Genomic DNA, 14,375 nt, shown 5'->3' with positions numbered 1-14,375 from the left:
CGTTGCAGCATGTCCGCTGTTCCCCCACGGTCCGCCCCGCCGCTGTCGGCCGCGGTGCTCATCCGCGACGCCCGTGAACGCGCCGAACTGACCCAGGTCCAGCTCGCCCAGCGCGCCGGCGTCACGCAGAGCGTCATCAGCACCTACGAGAACGGTCGGCGCGAACCGTCGCTCGCAGCCCTGCAGCGGATGCTCCGCGCGGCGGGCTTCACGACGACGATCGACCTGCAGCCGGTCGAGGAACCCCCGCCGCTCCTCGAGCGCGTGGTCGCGGCCCGGCAGGACCTCCTCGAGATCGTGCAGCGGTTCGGCGGGCGGAATCCCCGCATCTTCGGCAGCGTCGCCCGGGGTGAGGACGGTCCGGACAGCGACGTCGACCTGATGGTCGACGTCGACGCGGGGCTCGGCATCTTCGCGCTGATGCGCATCCAGGACGCCGCCGAACGGTTGCTCGGGGTCCGGGTCGACGTGGTCGACGCCGCGGGTATGCGCCCCGGGGTCGTCCGGACCGCGGTGCCGCTGTGAGTGGGCAGCCCGGCATCCGCCGTGCCGTGGCCGACCGCCTCGACGACGTCATCCGGGCGTGTGAGGCGATCCGGCGCTACATCGACGACGAGCGGGTGCCCGAGGACCTGGTGCACGACGCGGTCCGGATGCGCCTGGTCGAGATCGGTGAGGCGGTCCGGGTGCTCCCCGCCGGGGTCACCGCGAGCGAGCCCGGCATCCCGTGGTCGCGCGTGTCCGACCTGGGGGAGCGGCTGACCCGGCGGTACTTCGACACGACGCGTGCGCTGGTGTTCGGCACCGCCCGCACCGACGTCCCGCACCTCGCCGACGCCGCGCGCCGGTTGCGCGCTGCCCACCCCTGACGGACGCGGGCACGGACCGGGCGCGGCCACGTGCCCTGGGCGGACCACACGGCGGACTGGAGGCACGGATCACGACGTGCACCGAGCCTCCCGTCCGCCGTGTGGCCGGCCCCCTGACGACGCAGGACGGCCCCGTCTCGCCGAGGCGAGACGGGGCCGTCCGTGGTGCTGGGGAGATCAGCCCTTCTTGGCGAGCTCCTCGAGGGTGTCGTTGCCCTTGTAGGCCTCGACGGCGTTGTCCTTGGTGACCAGGACCGGCGTGAGCTCGATCGCGGGGACCGTCTTCTTGCCGTTGTAGTTGTTCGTCTTGTCCATCTTCGTGTCGGGCTTGTCGCCCTTCGACAGCGTGGAGACGAGGTCGACGGCCGCCTGGGCCTCCTTCGACGTGTCCTTGAAGATCGTCGAGTACTGCGTGCCCTGCATGATGAGCGGGATGGACGCGGTCTCCGAGTCCTGGCCCGTCACGACGGGGTTGTCCTTGCCGGCGGCCTTGGTCGCGGTGAGGATCGCACGGGCGAGGGTGTCGTTCGGCGACAGGACGCCGTCGAGCTCGGTGTCACCCGTGTAGTACTGCGAGAGCAGGTCGGTCATGCGCGACTGGGCCTTCTGCGCGAGCCAGCCCTGCGTGACGACCTTCTGGAACGTGGTCTGACCGGAGACGACCTTGATGGTGCCGTCGTCGATCTTCGGCTGGAGGACGTCCATTGCACCGTTGAAGAACACGGTCGCGTTGGCGTCGTCCGGCGAACCGGCGAAGAGCTCGACGTTGTACGGCTTGTCGCCCTTCTTCTCCTCGAGGCCCTTGAGCAGCGCCTCGGCCTGGAGCTGGCCGACCTTGAAGTTGTTGAACGCCACGTAGTAGTCGACGTTCTTCGTGTTCAGGATGTTGCGGTCCCAGGCGATGACGACGGCGCCACGGTCCTTGGCGGACTTGACCTGCGCGGTCAGCTGCGAACCGTCGGCGGCACCGATGATGACGGCCTTGGCGCCCTTGGTGATCATGCCCGAGATCTGCGACTGCTGGTCGGGGACCGGGTTGCCGGCGTTGGCGTACTGGATGTCGGCCTTGAAGCCGGCGTCCTCGATCGACTTCTTGAACGCGGCACCCGCGAGGACCCAGTTCTGCGAGGTCTTGGCCGGCAGGGCGACGCCGATGAGGTCGCCCTTCTTGATGCTGCTGGTGCTGCCGGCGTCGTCGGACGAGCCGCGTGCCGAGCAGCCGCTGAGGGCGAGGCCCGCGATGAGCGCCAGGCTGAGGCCGGCGACGATCTTCTTGCGCATGTGAGTGCTTTCTCTTCGTTGAGGAGGTGTGGGGCCGGAGCCCCGCTGTGGGGAGGGGTGAACTAGGGGAGGGTTATCTTGTCCGGCTGGTCCTCGATGGACCGCGGCTGCTGGGCGGCCACCGTGTTCTGCTCGGTGTCCTTCCGCTGGAACTGCCGCATCATGCCCCCGATGAGGGACGGACGACCCTGCGACTTCGAGTAGACGTCGAAGGCGACGGCGACGAGCAGGACCAGACCGCGGATGATCTGCACCTGGTTGGACTCGAGGCCCATGAGCTGCAGACCGTTCGACAGCAGCGCCATCACGAGACCACCGATGATCGAGCCGGAGATCGTGCCGACACCACCGGCGACCGCTGCACCACCGACGAACACGGCGGCGATCGCGTCGAGCTCCCAGCCGGTGCCGTCCGCGGGGCCCGAGGCGCCGGAGTAGGCGACGAACACCATGCCGGCGATCGCGGCGAGGACCGACATGTTCATCATGACGAAGAAGTTGACCTTCTTCGCGGAGACACCGGACAGGACGGCTGCGTTGGCGTTGCCACCGACGGCGTAGACCTGGCGACCGAAGATCGTGTTCTTCGTGACGAAGCCGTAGACGATGGTCAGGATGCCGAGGATGATCGCGACGATCGGGACCGAGGTGCCGACCGGACCGGCGCCGAACAGGTACGTGGCGACGAGCGTGACGGCGACCAGGATGCCGGTGCGGACGATCGAGACCCACAGCGGCGGGACCTCGGCCTGCATCTTCCGACGGCGGGCACGGCCACGGACCTCGATGATGATGAGCGCGAGGATCGTGACGAGGCCGATGAGCAGCGTGCCGTTGCTGAAGCCGAAGTCGGGGCCGAAGTCACCGAGGAAGCCGGCGCCGATCGGGGTGAAGGCGTCCGGGACGGGGACCGACGTCGAGTTGCCGATGATCTGGTTCACACCACGGAAGATGAGCTGACCGGCCAGCGTCACGATGAAGGCCGGGACCTTCACGAACGCGACCCAGAAGCCCTGCCACGCACCGATCAGGGCACCGCACGCGAGACCCAGGATGATGGCGGCCCACACCGGGAAGTCCCACACGGCCATGGACTGCGCCACGACGATGCCGACGACCGCCGCGACCGAACCCACCGACAGGTCGATGTGCCCCGCGATGATGACCATGACCATGCCGAGCGCCAGGATCAGGATGTAGGAGTACTGCAGGAACAGGTTGATGACGTTGGTCGGCTCGAGGATGAGCCCGTTCGTCGTGATCGAGAAGAAGATCAGCAGCACGATGAGGGCGATGATCATGCCGTACTGGCCGATGCTGTTGCCCTTGCCGAAGAGCAGTTTCAGGTTGTTCATGAGGCGGTGGCGCCCTTCCGCGCGGAGGTCATGCTGCGCATGAGCGATTCGGGATCGGCCTGGTCGGCCGGGAGGTCAGCGGTGATCTGGCCCTCGAAGATGGTGTAGATCCGGTCGGAGAGACCGAGGAGTTCGGGGAGCTCGGACGAGATGAGGATGATGCCCTTCCCCTCGGCCGCGAGCTGCTGGATGATCCCGTAGATCTCGAACTTGGCGCCCACGTCGATGCCGCGGGTGGGCTCGTCGAGGATCAGGATGTCCGGGTCGGTGAACATCCACTTGGACAGGACGACCTTCTGCTGGTTGCCACCAGAGAGCTTGCCGACGTTGTCCTCGACGCTCGGCACCTTGGTGCGGAGCATCTTGCGGTACTTCTCGGCGACCGAGTACTCCTCGAGCGAGTCGACGACACCGAGCTTCGAGATCTTCTGCAGGTCGGCGGCGACCGTCGAGCGCTTCACGGTGTCGAGCAGGTTCAGGCCGAGCGCCTTGCGGTCCTCGGAGACGTAGCCGAGGCCGTTCTCGATCGCCTGCTGGACGTTCGTGACCTTGATCTCGCGGCCGTCCTTGATGATCTGGCCGTCGAGCCAGGTGCCGTACGAGCGACCGAACAGGCTCATCGCGAGCTCGGTGCGTCCGGCGCCCATCAGGCCGGCGAAGCCGACGATCTCACCGCGGCGGACGTGGAAGTTCGAGGCCTTGCAGACCAGGCGCGACGAGTCGAGCGGGTGCTGCACGGTCCAGTTGCGGACCTCGAAGAAGGTCTCGCCGATCTTCGGGGTGCGGTCGGGGAAGCGCGACTCGAGCGAGCGGCCCACCATGCCGCGGATGATGCGGTCCTCGTTGACGCCGTCCGCCTTGACGTTGAGCGTCTCGATGGCCTTGCCGTCGCGGATGATCGTGATCTCGTCGGCGATCTGCTCGATCTCGTTGAGCTTGTGGCTGATGATGATGCTCGCGATGCCCTTGGCCTTCAGCCCGACGATCAGGTCGAGCAGGTGCTGCGAGTCGTTCTCGTTGAGCGCGGCGGTCGGCTCGTCGAGGATCAGGAGCTTGACGTCCTTGTGCAGGGCCTTCGCGATCTCGACGAGCTGCTGCTTGCCGACACCGAGGTTCTTGATCTGCGTGTCCGGGTCGTCGGCCAGGCCGACGCGGGCGAGCAGGTCCTGCGCACGCAGCTGCGCGGCGGTCCAGTTGATGACGCCACCGCGGCCCGGCTCGTTGCCGAGGAACAGGTTCTCGGTGATCGAGAGCTCCGGGATGAGCGCTAGCTCCTGGTGGATGATGACGATGCCGGCCTGCTCGGACTGCTTGATGTTCGAGAAGCGGACTTCTTCGCCCTCGTAGACGATCTCGCCGCTGTAGGTGCCGTACGGGTAGACGCCCGACAGGACCTTCATCAGGGTCGACTTGCCGGCGCCGTTCTCGCCGCAGATCGCGTGGATCTCGCCGGCGCGGACGCTGAGGGAGACGTCGGCCAGCGCCTTCACACCAGGGAACTCCTTGGTGATCGAGCGCATCTCGAGGATCGTCTCGGGTGCGGTGATCGACCGGGTCTCGAGGCCGGTGTCGATCGGGGTTGACGCCACAGTGCATCTCCTTCTGCCGCTTCGGTGCGGCAGTGTGTTCGGGTGGTTCTGCTGCGGCAGCGAAAGCACAGGGGGCCTGTGTGGACTTCGTTGTCGCGTCCGGATCCGGCTCGGTGTGACGCTCATGTGAACGGTCACATCGGCTGGACGGAGGCAATTTACGCACAGCCTCGGTGCGGCTGTCAATTCGGATTGGTCGCGTTTTCGTAACGGCGTGCGTGATCCGGAGGGAACGTCCCCCGGGTTGGGGCCAGGGGGCTCGGGAGCGCGCGTTTCGTTGCGCGAATCCGCATGCGCGGACGGGAGGCCCGTGGCGGGCCCGCCACGGGCCTCCCGTCCGCTTCGTGGTCGCGTCCGGAGCCGCGCTCGCCTTGTCGGAGCGGGCTTGGCTGGTGCTTCCGGGCGTACCTGGTCGGAAGTTCGTGGCAGGTATGCCCGTTCCTGGCAGGTACTCCGGGGCGGCCGGGTGGTTCCGGGCGTCCCTGGTCGTTTCGGGCGTACCTGGTCGGAAGTTCGTGGCAGGTACGCCCGTTTGTGGCAGGTACTCCGGGGGCGCCGGGTGGTTCCGGGCGTACCGGGTCGTTTCGGGTGTACCCAGTCATTCCGGGCGTACCTGGTGTCTTCGGGCGTACCTGGTCGGAAGTTCGTGGCAGGTATGCCCGTTTGTGGCAGGTACTCCGGGGTGGCCGGTTGGTTTCGGGTGTACCGAGACGTTTCGGGTGTACCCAGTCATTCCGGGCGTACCTGGTGTCTTCGGGCGTACCTGGTCGGAAGTTCGTGGCAGGTATGCCCGTTTGTGGCAGGTACTCCGGGGGCGCGGGGCGGTTTCGGGCGTACCGGGTGTCTCCGGGCGTCCCTGGGCAGAAGTTCGTGGCAGGTACTCCGGGGCGCCGGACCAGCCCGAGGTGCGTCAGCGCGTGCGGGGCGCGCTGGTGGAGGCGCGCACGACCAGCTGCGGGACGATGTCGATGGGGCGGAGCAGTTCGCCCTCACTCGGCAGCAGCAGGTCCACGCAGCGCCGCCCGAGCTCGGCGAAGTCGACCTGCACCGTGGTGAGCGGTGGCCAGAAGTGCTTCGCCTCGGGGATGTCGTCGTAGCCGACCACGGACAGGTCACCCGGGACGTCGAGCCCGTACGAGCGCGCTGCGTGCATGACGCCGAGCGCCATCTGGTCGTTCGAGCAGAAGATCGCGGTGCAGTCCCGCCACCGCAGCAGCTCGCGACCGGCGTGGTAGCCGAAGTCGGCGGTCCAGTCGCCCAGGATCGGCGGGGCGACGGCCATGTCGCGGTCGGACATCTCGCGCAGGAACCCCTGCATCCGGGCGTCGGCCTCGATCCAGTCCTGCGGTCCGGCGATGTGCCGCACGTACTCGTGCCCCAGGTCGAGCAGGTGCGCGGTCGCGAGTCGTGCGCCCTCCATCTGGTCCACCCACAGGGCCGTCGGATCCTCACCGACGCTGGCGCGCATGGTGACGTAGGGGGTGCGGATGCCGAGCTCCGCGATCAGGTCGAAGACCCGCTGCTGGGGCGCGATGACGACGATGCCCTCGACGTCGAGGTCGAGCAGGTGCCCGAGTCCTTCCCGCACGGCGGCATCGGTCGCCTCAGCGATGTTCGCCGTCGTGACCGAGTAGCCACGGAGCATCGCGGCGTCCTCGATCGCCTGCAGTGCCACGGCCGGACCGTAGTGGGCGCGGCGGGCCGTCAGGACGCCGATCGTGTGGGTCCGGCTCGTGACCAGGGCGCGTGCGGCCCGGTTCGGCCGGTACTGCAGCTGCTCCATGGCCGCCAGGACCTTGTCGCGTGTCTCGGCCCGGATCGCGTCCGAGTTGTTCAGCACCCGCGAGACGGTCTGGTGCGAGACGCCCGCGATCCGTGCGACGTCACGGATGCTGGGCGAACGCGGTTGCTGTGTCCGCGATGACGCCATTGCTGCTCGTTTCCGCCCGGGTGCCGTGGCACATCGATGTGCACGTTCACATCCGGGCCAGATCATTATGCACGTCCGGCAGATCGACGCCACCTGTGCGCCGATCCGCCGTCCGCTCAGAGCCAGTTGCGCTTGCGGAAGATCGCCCAGAGCACGCCCATCAGCAAGAGCATGCCGAGGATCGCGACCGGGTAGCCGTAGTGCCAGTGCAGCTCGGGCATGTGGTCGAAGTTCATCCCGTAGACACCGGCGATCAGGCCGGGTGCGAACAGGATCGCCGCCCACGACGAGATCCTCTTGACCTCCTCGCCCTGGCGGTGTGCTGCCCGGGCGAGTTGCCGGCTCTCCTCACCCTGGGCCAGGCTCGCGCTGGTCATCCGGCGCATCGCCTCGTTCTGCTCCTGCGACACCAGGGTGGCGTGCAGGGTCAGGGCGTTCTCGAGCAGGGCGCGGAACGAGTCGACCCGCTCGGTGACACGGAGCGCGTGGTCGTGCACGTTGCGGAGCCGGTGCTGCACGTCGTCGTCCACGCCGTACTTGTCGGCACCGCGGAGCAGCCCCGTGACCATCGCCGGCACCGGGGTGGTAGCCCGCTGGAACGCGAGGACCTCGCTGAGCAGCTGGTAGATGCGCTTCGAGACCCCGGGGTCGACCTGCCCGGCGAACAGCTGGTCCTCGATGGCGTCGATCTGCTCCTGCAGGACCTGGACGACGGGGCCGTAGCCGTCGACGACCTCGTCGAGCACGGCCGCGGTCACGGCCTCGGACCCCTTCGCCAGGAACTCCGGGTCTGCCTCGACCTGTGCCCGCAGCACCGCCAGGTCGGGTCGGGCGGCGTGCCGGACACTCACGACGAAGTGGTCGCCGACGAACAGGTGCACCTCGCCGAACTCGACGGTGCCCTCGGACGGGTCGAACCAGGCCGGCCGGAGCACCAGGAACAGGGTGTCGCCGTAGCGCTCGAGCTTCGCGCGCTGGTGTCCCTTGCGGGCGTCCTCGACGGCGTTCTCGTGCAGGTCGAACTCGGTGGCGACGGCCTCGAGCTCGTGCGGGTCGGGCCGGAGTAGCCCGATCCACGTCAGGTCGCCACGAGCCGGGCGCGACAGGGTCGACGGAGACTCCACGCGGCGTCCCCGGACGTAGATCGCGTTGTCGATCAGTGCCATGTGCGTGCTCCTTCGGTGGGGAGCAGGCGGGCGCGATGGCGCCCCGGAGGCGATCCGGGGCGGGGCAGGGTCAGCGAGCGGGCGCGACGACCGACACGGGCGGCCGGCCCGATCGAGGATGGTCACCCGACATCGCGCCTCACCTGCCCTTCTCGTCTCGTCGTGGCGGCGCCCAGAGCGCTGCCGACGGTCGAGCGTACGCCTGCGGCGCGGGTCGGACAACCCGTCGCGGCCTGCGCAGGAGCGTCAGCGCGTGACGTGCAGCCCGGCGGTCTCGAGTTCGGCGAGCTGCCACCCGAGCCACGGGCTCCAGGCGAACGGCGCGCCGGCGACGGCCTGCCTGAGAGAGTCCTCGGACACCCATGCCCACTCGGCGACCTCGTCGTCGGCGGGCGCCGGGGTGTCGTCGGTCACGGCACGGAAGACGGGGCAGACCTCGTTCTCCACGATGCCCGAGGCGTCGACCGCGCGGTACCGGAACTCCGGCAGCACGACCTCGACGTCACGCACGGTGATGCCGAGCTCGCGAGAGGCACGACGGCCGATGGCGTCCTCGAAGGACTCGTCCGGACCGGGGTGGCCGCAGAAGGTGTTCGTCCACACCCCCGGCCAGGTCTTCTTCGACAGTGCTCGTCGGGTCACCAGGACGTCACCGTCGGTGTTCCGGACGTGGCACGAGAACGCCAGGTGCAGGGGCGTGTGGGCTGTGTGCACCGTGAACTTGTCCGCCGTGCCGATCGGGGTACGGTCGTCGGCCAGGAGCACCACGGATTCAGGGAAAGCGTTCATCTGTGTCGATAGGTTAGGCCAATGAGCGAGGAAGCGACCACCGTGCCGCACATCGACCTCGCGCTCGTCGACGACTGCCTCGAGCGCTTCTTCGCCGTGTCGTCGGCACGCGCCGAGCGCTACGGCCGACCGTCCGAAGAACTGTGGCGCGTGCTCCGCAAGGCGAGCATGGGCGGCAAGCGCTTCCGGCCCCGCATGGTCATGACCGCGTACGCCGGCATGGGCGGCACCGACGTGCACGCCGCCGCCAACGTCGCTGCGGCCTACGAACTCCTGCACACCGCACTCGTGGTGCACGACGACGTCATCGACCGTGACTGGTCGCGCCGCGGTCAGCCGAACGTCGCCGGGTCCTTCCGTGACAACGGGACGACGGGCGGCCTGCCGTTGCCGACGGCCGAGCACCGGGGGATGAGTGCCGCGGTCATCGCCGGCGACCTGGCACTCGCCGGTGCGCCCCGCTTCATCGAGGCTGCGGGCGTCGACGGCACCCGCCGCGAGCGGCTGCTCGAACTGCTCGACGAGGCGGTGTTCGCCAGCGCTGCCGGCGAGATGACCGACGTCGACCTGGCACTCGGCGTGATGCCGACGGTGGACGAGGTCCTGGCCATGGAGCGGGCGAAGACGAGCGTGTACTCGTTCGAGGCGCCCCTGCAGTCCGGGGCCGTGCTGGCCGGCGCCGACGAGGAGATCGTCACCGCCCTCGGGGCCTTCGGCCGCGAGATCGGGATCGCGTACCAGATCGTCGACGACCTGCTCGGGGTCTTCGGCGACGAGACCATGACCGGCAAGACCGTGCTGGGCGACCTGCGCGAGGGCAAGCGCACCATGCTGATCGCGTACGCGGCGACCACCGACTGCTGGCCCGACCTCGAGCCGTACCTCGGCGACCCGGACCTGACCGAGGCCCGCGCGGACGAGGTCCGTGCGACCCTGGTCTCCTGCGGTGCGCGCGGCGCCGCGGAAGCACGTGTCGCCGACCACACCGCACTCGCCCGGGCCGAGCTCGCCCGGCTGCCGTACGACCTCGCCGACCGCCTGGAGGCCCTCGTGACCGAACTCGTGGAGCGCGCCCGGTGACCCACAGCACCACCACGGCGACCGGATCCCGTCCGGCTCGCCTCCAGCTCTACGACGCCACGGCCGAAGCCGCGTCGGGGGTCGTCATCGACCGGTACTCCACGTCGTTCGGCCTGGCGAGCCGCATGCTGGCCCGCGACACGCGCGAGCACATCCGGAACGTCTACGCACTGGTCCGCGTCGCGGACGAGGTCGTCGACGGCCCCGCGACCGAGGCCGGGCTCGACCGCGAGCTCGCCCGCACGGTGCTCGACGAGCTCGAGGCCGACACCGAACGGGCCATCGCGCTCGGCTTCTCGGTGAACCCGGTCGTCCACGCCTTCGCCCGCACGGCCCGCGCCACCGGCTTCGGCGCCGAGCTCACCGCCCCGTTCTTCGCCTCGATGCGCATGGACCTCGACCGCACCGAGCACGACGACGACTCGTTCTACGCGTACGTGTACGGCTCGGCCGAGGTCGTCGGCCTGATGTGCCTGCGCGCGTTCGTGTACCGCGCCGGTCGGCCGACGTTCGACCAGGCCGAACTCGTCGCCGGTGCACGTGCGCTCGGCGCCGCGTTCCAGAAGGTGAACTTCCTGCGTGACCTGCACGCCGACTTCGAGGTGCTCGGTCGCTCGTACTTCCCGGGCGTCGACATCCGCTCCTTCGACGAGGCCACGAAGCACCGCCTGGTCGCCGACGTGCAGGCCGACCTCGACCACGCAGCACGCACGATCCGGCTGCTGCCGGCCGACGCCCGCAACGCCGTCGGACTCGCGCACGCACTGTTCCAGGAACTCAACGACCGACTCGCGCGCACCCCGGCGAGCCGCCTCGTCACGACGCGCGTGCGCGTCCCCAACCCGGTGAAGGTGCGCCTCGCGGCGCAGGTCCTCGCCGGACGCGCACCGCTCCGGTCGCGCGTCACCACCCACCGGCCGGGAGGCTCCTCATGACCCCGCCCCGCGCCTCCCGACCGACGACGGTCGCAACCACCACCCGGCGCAAGGTGCCCGCACGCCGCGCCGTCGTCATCGGCGGCGGCATCAGCGGCCTGGCGGCCGCCGCGCTGCTCGCACGCGACGGCTTCTCGGTGACGGTGCTCGAGCAGCGCACGCAGCTCGGCGGCCGTGCCGGTTCGTGGGAGCAGGACGGGTTCCGGTTCGACACCGGGCCGTCGTGGTACCTCATGCCCGAGGTCTTCGACCACTTCTTCCAGCTGCTCGGAACGTCGGCCGAGGCCGAACTCGACCTGGTGAAGCTCGACCCCGGCTACCGCGTCTACAGCGAGGGCCACGACGAGCCGATCGACCTGCGCGCCGACGCCGAGGCCAACATCGCGCTGTTCGAGTCCATCGAGCCCGGTGCCGGCGAGCGGATGCGGAAGTACCTCGCGTCGGCCGAGGACACCTACACGATGGCCGTGCGCCGGTTCCTCTACACGAGCTTCCAGGACCTCACGAAGCTCGCCGCACCCGACGTCCTGCGGCGCCTGCCCAAGCTCGCGCGCCTGCTGCTCGAGCCGCTCTCCACCTTCGCCGAGACCGCGGTGCGCGACCGTCGCCTGTGGCAGATCCTCGGCTACCCGGCGGTGTTCCTCGGCACGAGCCCGTACGCGGCGCCGAGCATGTACCACCTGATGAGCCACCTCGACCTGGCCGACGGCGTGCTCTACCCGAAGGGCGGCATCACGGAGGTGATCTCCGCCGTCGAGCGGGTCGCCCGGGCCGAGGGCGCGAAGATCATCGCCGGCGCGAAGGTCGAACGGATCGTCGTCGAGGACGGCGTCGCCACCGGGGTCGTCCACCGCGACCGCGACGGCGTGCAGCACACGGCCCCCGCCGACCTCGTGGTCAGCGCTGCCGACATGCAGCACACCGAGATGCAGCTGCTCGAGCGGGAGCACCGCACCCACGGCGCGGACCACTGGAAGAAGCGCGACCCGGGCCCGAGCGCGGTGCTCGTGTACCTCGGCATCGACGGTCCGACGCCGGGCCTGCTGCACCACACCCTGATGTTCACCGCGGACTGGAAGGCGAACTTCGGCGCGATCTTCGGCGACGACCGGCACGTGCCGGACCCCGCCTCGATCTACGTCTGCGCCCCGTCCGAGACCGACCCGAGCGTCTCGCCGCCCGGCACCAGCAACCTGTTCATCCTGGTGCCGCTGCCAGCCGACCTGTCGATCGGCAAGGGCGGCATCGACGGTGCCGGTGACTACCAGGTCGAGCAGATCGCGGACCGTGCCATCGACGTGCTGGCCGAGCGCGCCGGGGTGCCGGACCTGCGCGACCGCATCCGGGTCCGACGGACGATCGGACCGCGCGACTTCGCCGACGACCTGAACGCCTGGAACGGCTCGATGCTCGGCCCGGCGCACACCCTGAAGCAGAGCGCGTTCTTCCGCGAGAAGAACGCGTCGAAGAAGGTCGAGGGGCTGTACTACGTCGGTGCCTCGACGATCCCGGGCATCGGTCTGCCGATGTGCCTGATCAGCGCCGAGGTCCTGCTCAAGCGCATCCACGGCGACCGGAGCACCGAGCCGCTGCCGACGCCCCTCGGGGCCCCGCGGGACCGGACCGAGACCGCCTGATGCCCGGGGTCTACCTCGCCGGCCTGGTGGTGTCCCTGGTCGGCATGACCGTGCTGGACGCCCGCTTCCGGCTGTTCTTCTGGCGGGCACCCTGGCGGGCGGCGGCCGTGATGGTCGTCGGCGTCGCGTTCTTCATGGTGTGGGACGTCGCCGGTGTCGCTGCCGGCATCTTCTTCATCGGGCCGCAGAACCTGCTCACCGGGGTGCTCCTGGCGCCCGAGGTCCCGCTCGAAGAGCTCTTCTTCCTGCTGCTGCTCTGCTACTCGACGATGGACCTGGTCGGCTTCGTCCGGCCCCTGGTGCAGCGGGCGACCGATCGGCGGCGGTCGTGAACGGCACCGGGGCGTACGCGCTCCTGGCCCTGCCGTTCTTCGGCGTCACGGCCGTCGTGGCCGTGGTCGCCGGCGTCGTCGCCGCCCGCCGGGCCCGTGCAGCGGGTCGACGGCCCGCGGTCGGGCGCCGGGTCGCGGTGCTCACGTCCGTGATCGCCGGCGTCGCGTTGCTGGTGATGACGATGGTGTTCGACAACGTCATCGTCACGCTGCGGATCGTCGCGTACGACCCCTCGCTCATCAGCGGTGCGAAGATCGGTGCGATCCCGGTCGAGGACCTCGCCTACGCGATGTCCGCCATCGTGCTGCTGCCCAGCCTGTGGGTCCTGTTCGACCGGACGGGCGCACGCGACCGGACGAACGCCAGCGACCGGACCAGCGCGCGCCCCGCGCTCGGCCCGACCACAGCACCAGCAGAGGACATGAAGTGAACGCCAGCACCGCCTCCAGGCCGTCGACCCTGCGCGCCCTGTTCGTGTCGTCGCGCCCGATCAGCTGGGTGAACACCGCCTACCCGTTCGGCGCCGCGTACCTGCTCGGCAGCGGGGTCGGCGTCGAGGGCGGCGGCGGGTTCTCGCTCGTCGCGTTCCTGGTCGGCGTCGTGTACTTCCTGGTGCCCTACAACCTGGCGATGTACGGCATCAACGACGTCTTCGACTACGAGTCCGACCTGCGCAACCCGCGCAAGGGCGGCGTCGAGGGCGCCCTGCTCGACAAGAGCGTCCACCGCACCACGCTGTGGGCCGTCGTCGTCACGAACGTCCCCTTCCTCGTCGCGCTCGTGGTGCTCGGCGCGGTCAGCGGCAACGGGCCGTGGTCGTGGCTCGTCCTGGCGATCAGCGTCTTCGCGGTCATCGCGTACTCGGCACCGGGGCTGCGGTTCAAGGAGAAGCCGTTCCTCGACTCGCTCACGTCGAGCACCCACTTCGTCTCACCGGCGATCTACGGCCTCGCCCTCGCCGGTCCGCACTGGACCGGTGAACTCGTCGCCGTGTGCATCGCGTTCTTCCTGTGGGGCGTGGCCTCGCACGCGTTCGGTGCCGTGCAGGACGTCCTGGCCGACCGCGCCGGCGGCATCGGCTCCGTCGCGACCGTCATCGGTGCACGGGCCACCGTCCGCCTGGCCTTCGTCGCCTACCTGGTCGCCGGCGTCGCGCTGCTGTTCTCGGCGTTCCCCGGGCCGATCGCCGCGATCGTCGTCATCCCGTACGCGCTCAACGTGCTGCCGTGGTGGAACATCACGGACCAGGGCGCCGAGGCCGCGAACGCCGGGTGGAAGCGCTTCCTCTGGATCAACTACCTGGCGGGCTTCATCGTCACGATGGCACTCATCGCGTACGCCTTCACGCACTGACAGACTGGACGCACGCACCGCGGCGTCCGTGGTGCGTCACCAGTCACGACGGCAGTCA

The 14,375-nt window shown here is 69.4% G+C and carries 14 protein-coding genes; 8 read left to right on the top strand and 6 right to left on the bottom strand.

Annotation, left to right across the window (positions count from 1 at the left end):
• Window positions 1-9 precede the first annotated feature (9 nt).
• Window positions 10-525: a helix-turn-helix domain-containing protein gene (locus tag DEJ09_RS10465; protein ID WP_111029679.1), complete on the top strand. Its 516-nt coding sequence runs from the start codon at window positions 10-12 to the stop codon at window positions 523-525.
• A complete protein-coding gene (locus tag DEJ09_RS10460; RefSeq protein ID WP_084740843.1) occupies window positions 522-869 on the top strand; it encodes a DUF86 domain-containing protein in 348 nt (115 codons plus the stop codon). Before DEJ09_RS10465 ends, DEJ09_RS10460 begins: the two co-directional genes overlap by 4 nt.
• 177 nt (window positions 870-1,046) lie before the next feature.
• On the opposite strand, the gene DEJ09_RS10455 is transcribed toward DEJ09_RS10460, so the two are convergent.
• The 6 genes from DEJ09_RS10455 to idi all read right to left on the bottom strand — a co-directional run bounded on the left by DEJ09_RS10455 (window position 1,047) and on the right by idi (window position 8,979).
• Window positions 1,047-2,150: a sugar-binding protein gene (locus DEJ09_RS10455; protein ID WP_027464932.1), complete on the bottom strand. Its 1,104-nt coding sequence runs from the start codon at window positions 2,148-2,150 to the stop codon at window positions 1,047-1,049.
• A 62-nt stretch (window positions 2,151-2,212) separates the two neighbouring features.
• Window positions 2,213-3,505 (bottom strand): multiple monosaccharide ABC transporter permease, encoded by a 1,293-nt coding sequence (gene mmsB / locus DEJ09_RS10450; RefSeq protein WP_111039392.1) that lies wholly within the window; start codon window positions 3,503-3,505, stop codon window positions 2,213-2,215.
• Complete coding sequence (gene mmsA / locus DEJ09_RS10445) at window positions 3,502-5,025, bottom strand: multiple monosaccharide ABC transporter ATP-binding protein (RefSeq protein WP_111033091.1); 1,524 nt, start codon at window positions 5,023-5,025, stop codon at window positions 3,502-3,504. Before mmsA ends, mmsB begins: the two co-directional genes overlap by 4 nt.
• Before the next feature lie 979 nt (window positions 5,026-6,004).
• On the bottom strand, window positions 6,005-7,024 hold the full coding sequence (locus tag DEJ09_RS10440; protein ID WP_017886425.1) for a LacI family DNA-binding transcriptional regulator: 1,020 nt from the start codon (window positions 7,022-7,024) through the stop codon (window positions 6,005-6,007).
• Between the two features lie 116 nt (window positions 7,025-7,140).
• A complete protein-coding gene (locus DEJ09_RS10435) occupies window positions 7,141-8,190 on the bottom strand; it encodes a magnesium and cobalt transport protein CorA (protein ID WP_111088504.1) in 1,050 nt (349 codons plus the stop codon).
• 246 nt (window positions 8,191-8,436) lie between these two features.
• Window positions 8,437-8,979 carry an isopentenyl-diphosphate Delta-isomerase gene (idi, locus tag DEJ09_RS10430; protein WP_110864939.1) on the bottom strand — a complete coding sequence of 181 codons (543 nt, stop codon included), beginning with the start codon at window positions 8,977-8,979 and terminating at the stop codon, window positions 8,437-8,439.
• A gap of 21 nt (window positions 8,980-9,000) precedes the next feature.
• Between idi and DEJ09_RS10425 the strand changes: the two genes are divergently transcribed.
• The 6 genes from DEJ09_RS10425 to DEJ09_RS10400 are packed head-to-tail and all read left to right on the top strand — an operon-like array spanning window position 9,001 to window position 14,317.
• Window positions 9,001-10,059: a polyprenyl synthetase family protein gene (locus DEJ09_RS10425; protein ID WP_071404931.1), complete on the top strand. Its 1,059-nt coding sequence runs from the start codon at window positions 9,001-9,003 to the stop codon at window positions 10,057-10,059.
• Window positions 10,056-10,994 carry a squalene/phytoene synthase family protein gene (locus DEJ09_RS10420; protein WP_111088502.1) on the top strand — a complete coding sequence of 313 codons (939 nt, stop codon included), beginning with the start codon at window positions 10,056-10,058 and terminating at the stop codon, window positions 10,992-10,994. Before DEJ09_RS10425 ends, DEJ09_RS10420 begins: the two co-directional genes overlap by 4 nt.
• Complete coding sequence (gene crtI / locus DEJ09_RS10415) at window positions 10,991-12,631, top strand: phytoene desaturase family protein (RefSeq protein ID WP_111022696.1); 1,641 nt, start codon at window positions 10,991-10,993, stop codon at window positions 12,629-12,631. The genes DEJ09_RS10420 and crtI overlap by 4 nt, the downstream gene beginning before the upstream one ends.
• On the top strand, window positions 12,631-12,963 hold the full coding sequence (locus DEJ09_RS10410; protein ID WP_111088500.1) for a lycopene cyclase domain-containing protein: 333 nt from the start codon (window positions 12,631-12,633) through the stop codon (window positions 12,961-12,963). Before crtI ends, DEJ09_RS10410 begins: the two co-directional genes overlap by 1 nt.
• Complete coding sequence (locus tag DEJ09_RS10405) at window positions 12,960-13,394, top strand: lycopene cyclase domain-containing protein (RefSeq protein ID WP_181433336.1); 435 nt, start codon at window positions 12,960-12,962, stop codon at window positions 13,392-13,394. The genes DEJ09_RS10410 and DEJ09_RS10405 overlap by 4 nt, the downstream gene beginning before the upstream one ends.
• Entirely contained in the window at window positions 13,391-14,317 is a 927-nt protein-coding gene (locus DEJ09_RS10400; RefSeq protein WP_071404934.1) for a prenyltransferase, read from the top strand. Before DEJ09_RS10405 ends, DEJ09_RS10400 begins: the two co-directional genes overlap by 4 nt.
• The last annotated feature ends 58 nt before the right edge of the window (window positions 14,318-14,375 follow it).

Origin of the sequence: Curtobacterium sp. MCLR17_055 (assembly GCF_003234305.1) — a bacterium.
In the GTDB taxonomy this organism is placed as follows: Bacteria; Actinomycetota; Actinomycetes; order Actinomycetales; family Microbacteriaceae; genus Curtobacterium; species Curtobacterium flaccumfaciens.
This window is presented reverse-complemented; position numbering and strand designations above follow the sequence as displayed.

Excerpts from the sequence above, each read along its gene's own strand:
- DEJ09_RS10465 (WP_111029679.1), top strand. The coding sequence starts at position 10 with ATGTCCGCTGTTCCCCCACGGTCCGCCCCGCCGCTGTCGGCCGCGGTG.
- DEJ09_RS10455 (WP_027464932.1), bottom strand. The coding sequence starts at position 2,150 with ATGCGCAAGAAGATCGTCGCCGGCCTCAGCCTGGCGCTCATCGCGGGC.
- mmsB (WP_111039392.1), bottom strand. The coding sequence starts at position 3,505 with ATGAACAACCTGAAACTGCTCTTCGGCAAGGGCAACAGCATCGGCCAG.
- mmsA (WP_111033091.1), bottom strand. The coding sequence starts at position 5,025 with ATGCGCTCGATCACCAAGGAGTTCCCTGGTGTGAAGGCGCTGGCCGAC.
- DEJ09_RS10440 (WP_017886425.1), bottom strand. The coding sequence starts at position 7,024 with ATGGCGTCATCGCGGACACAGCAACCGCGTTCGCCCAGCATCCGTGAC.
- DEJ09_RS10435 (WP_111088504.1), bottom strand. The coding sequence starts at position 8,190 with ATGGCACTGATCGACAACGCGATCTACGTCCGGGGACGCCGCGTGGAG.
- idi (WP_110864939.1), bottom strand. The coding sequence starts at position 8,979 with ATGAACGCTTTCCCTGAATCCGTGGTGCTCCTGGCCGACGACCGTACC.
- DEJ09_RS10425 (WP_071404931.1), top strand. The coding sequence starts at position 9,001 with ATGAGCGAGGAAGCGACCACCGTGCCGCACATCGACCTCGCGCTCGTC.
- crtI (WP_111022696.1), top strand. The coding sequence starts at position 10,991 with ATGACCCCGCCCCGCGCCTCCCGACCGACGACGGTCGCAACCACCACC.
- DEJ09_RS10410 (WP_111088500.1), top strand. The coding sequence starts at position 12,631 with ATGCCCGGGGTCTACCTCGCCGGCCTGGTGGTGTCCCTGGTCGGCATG.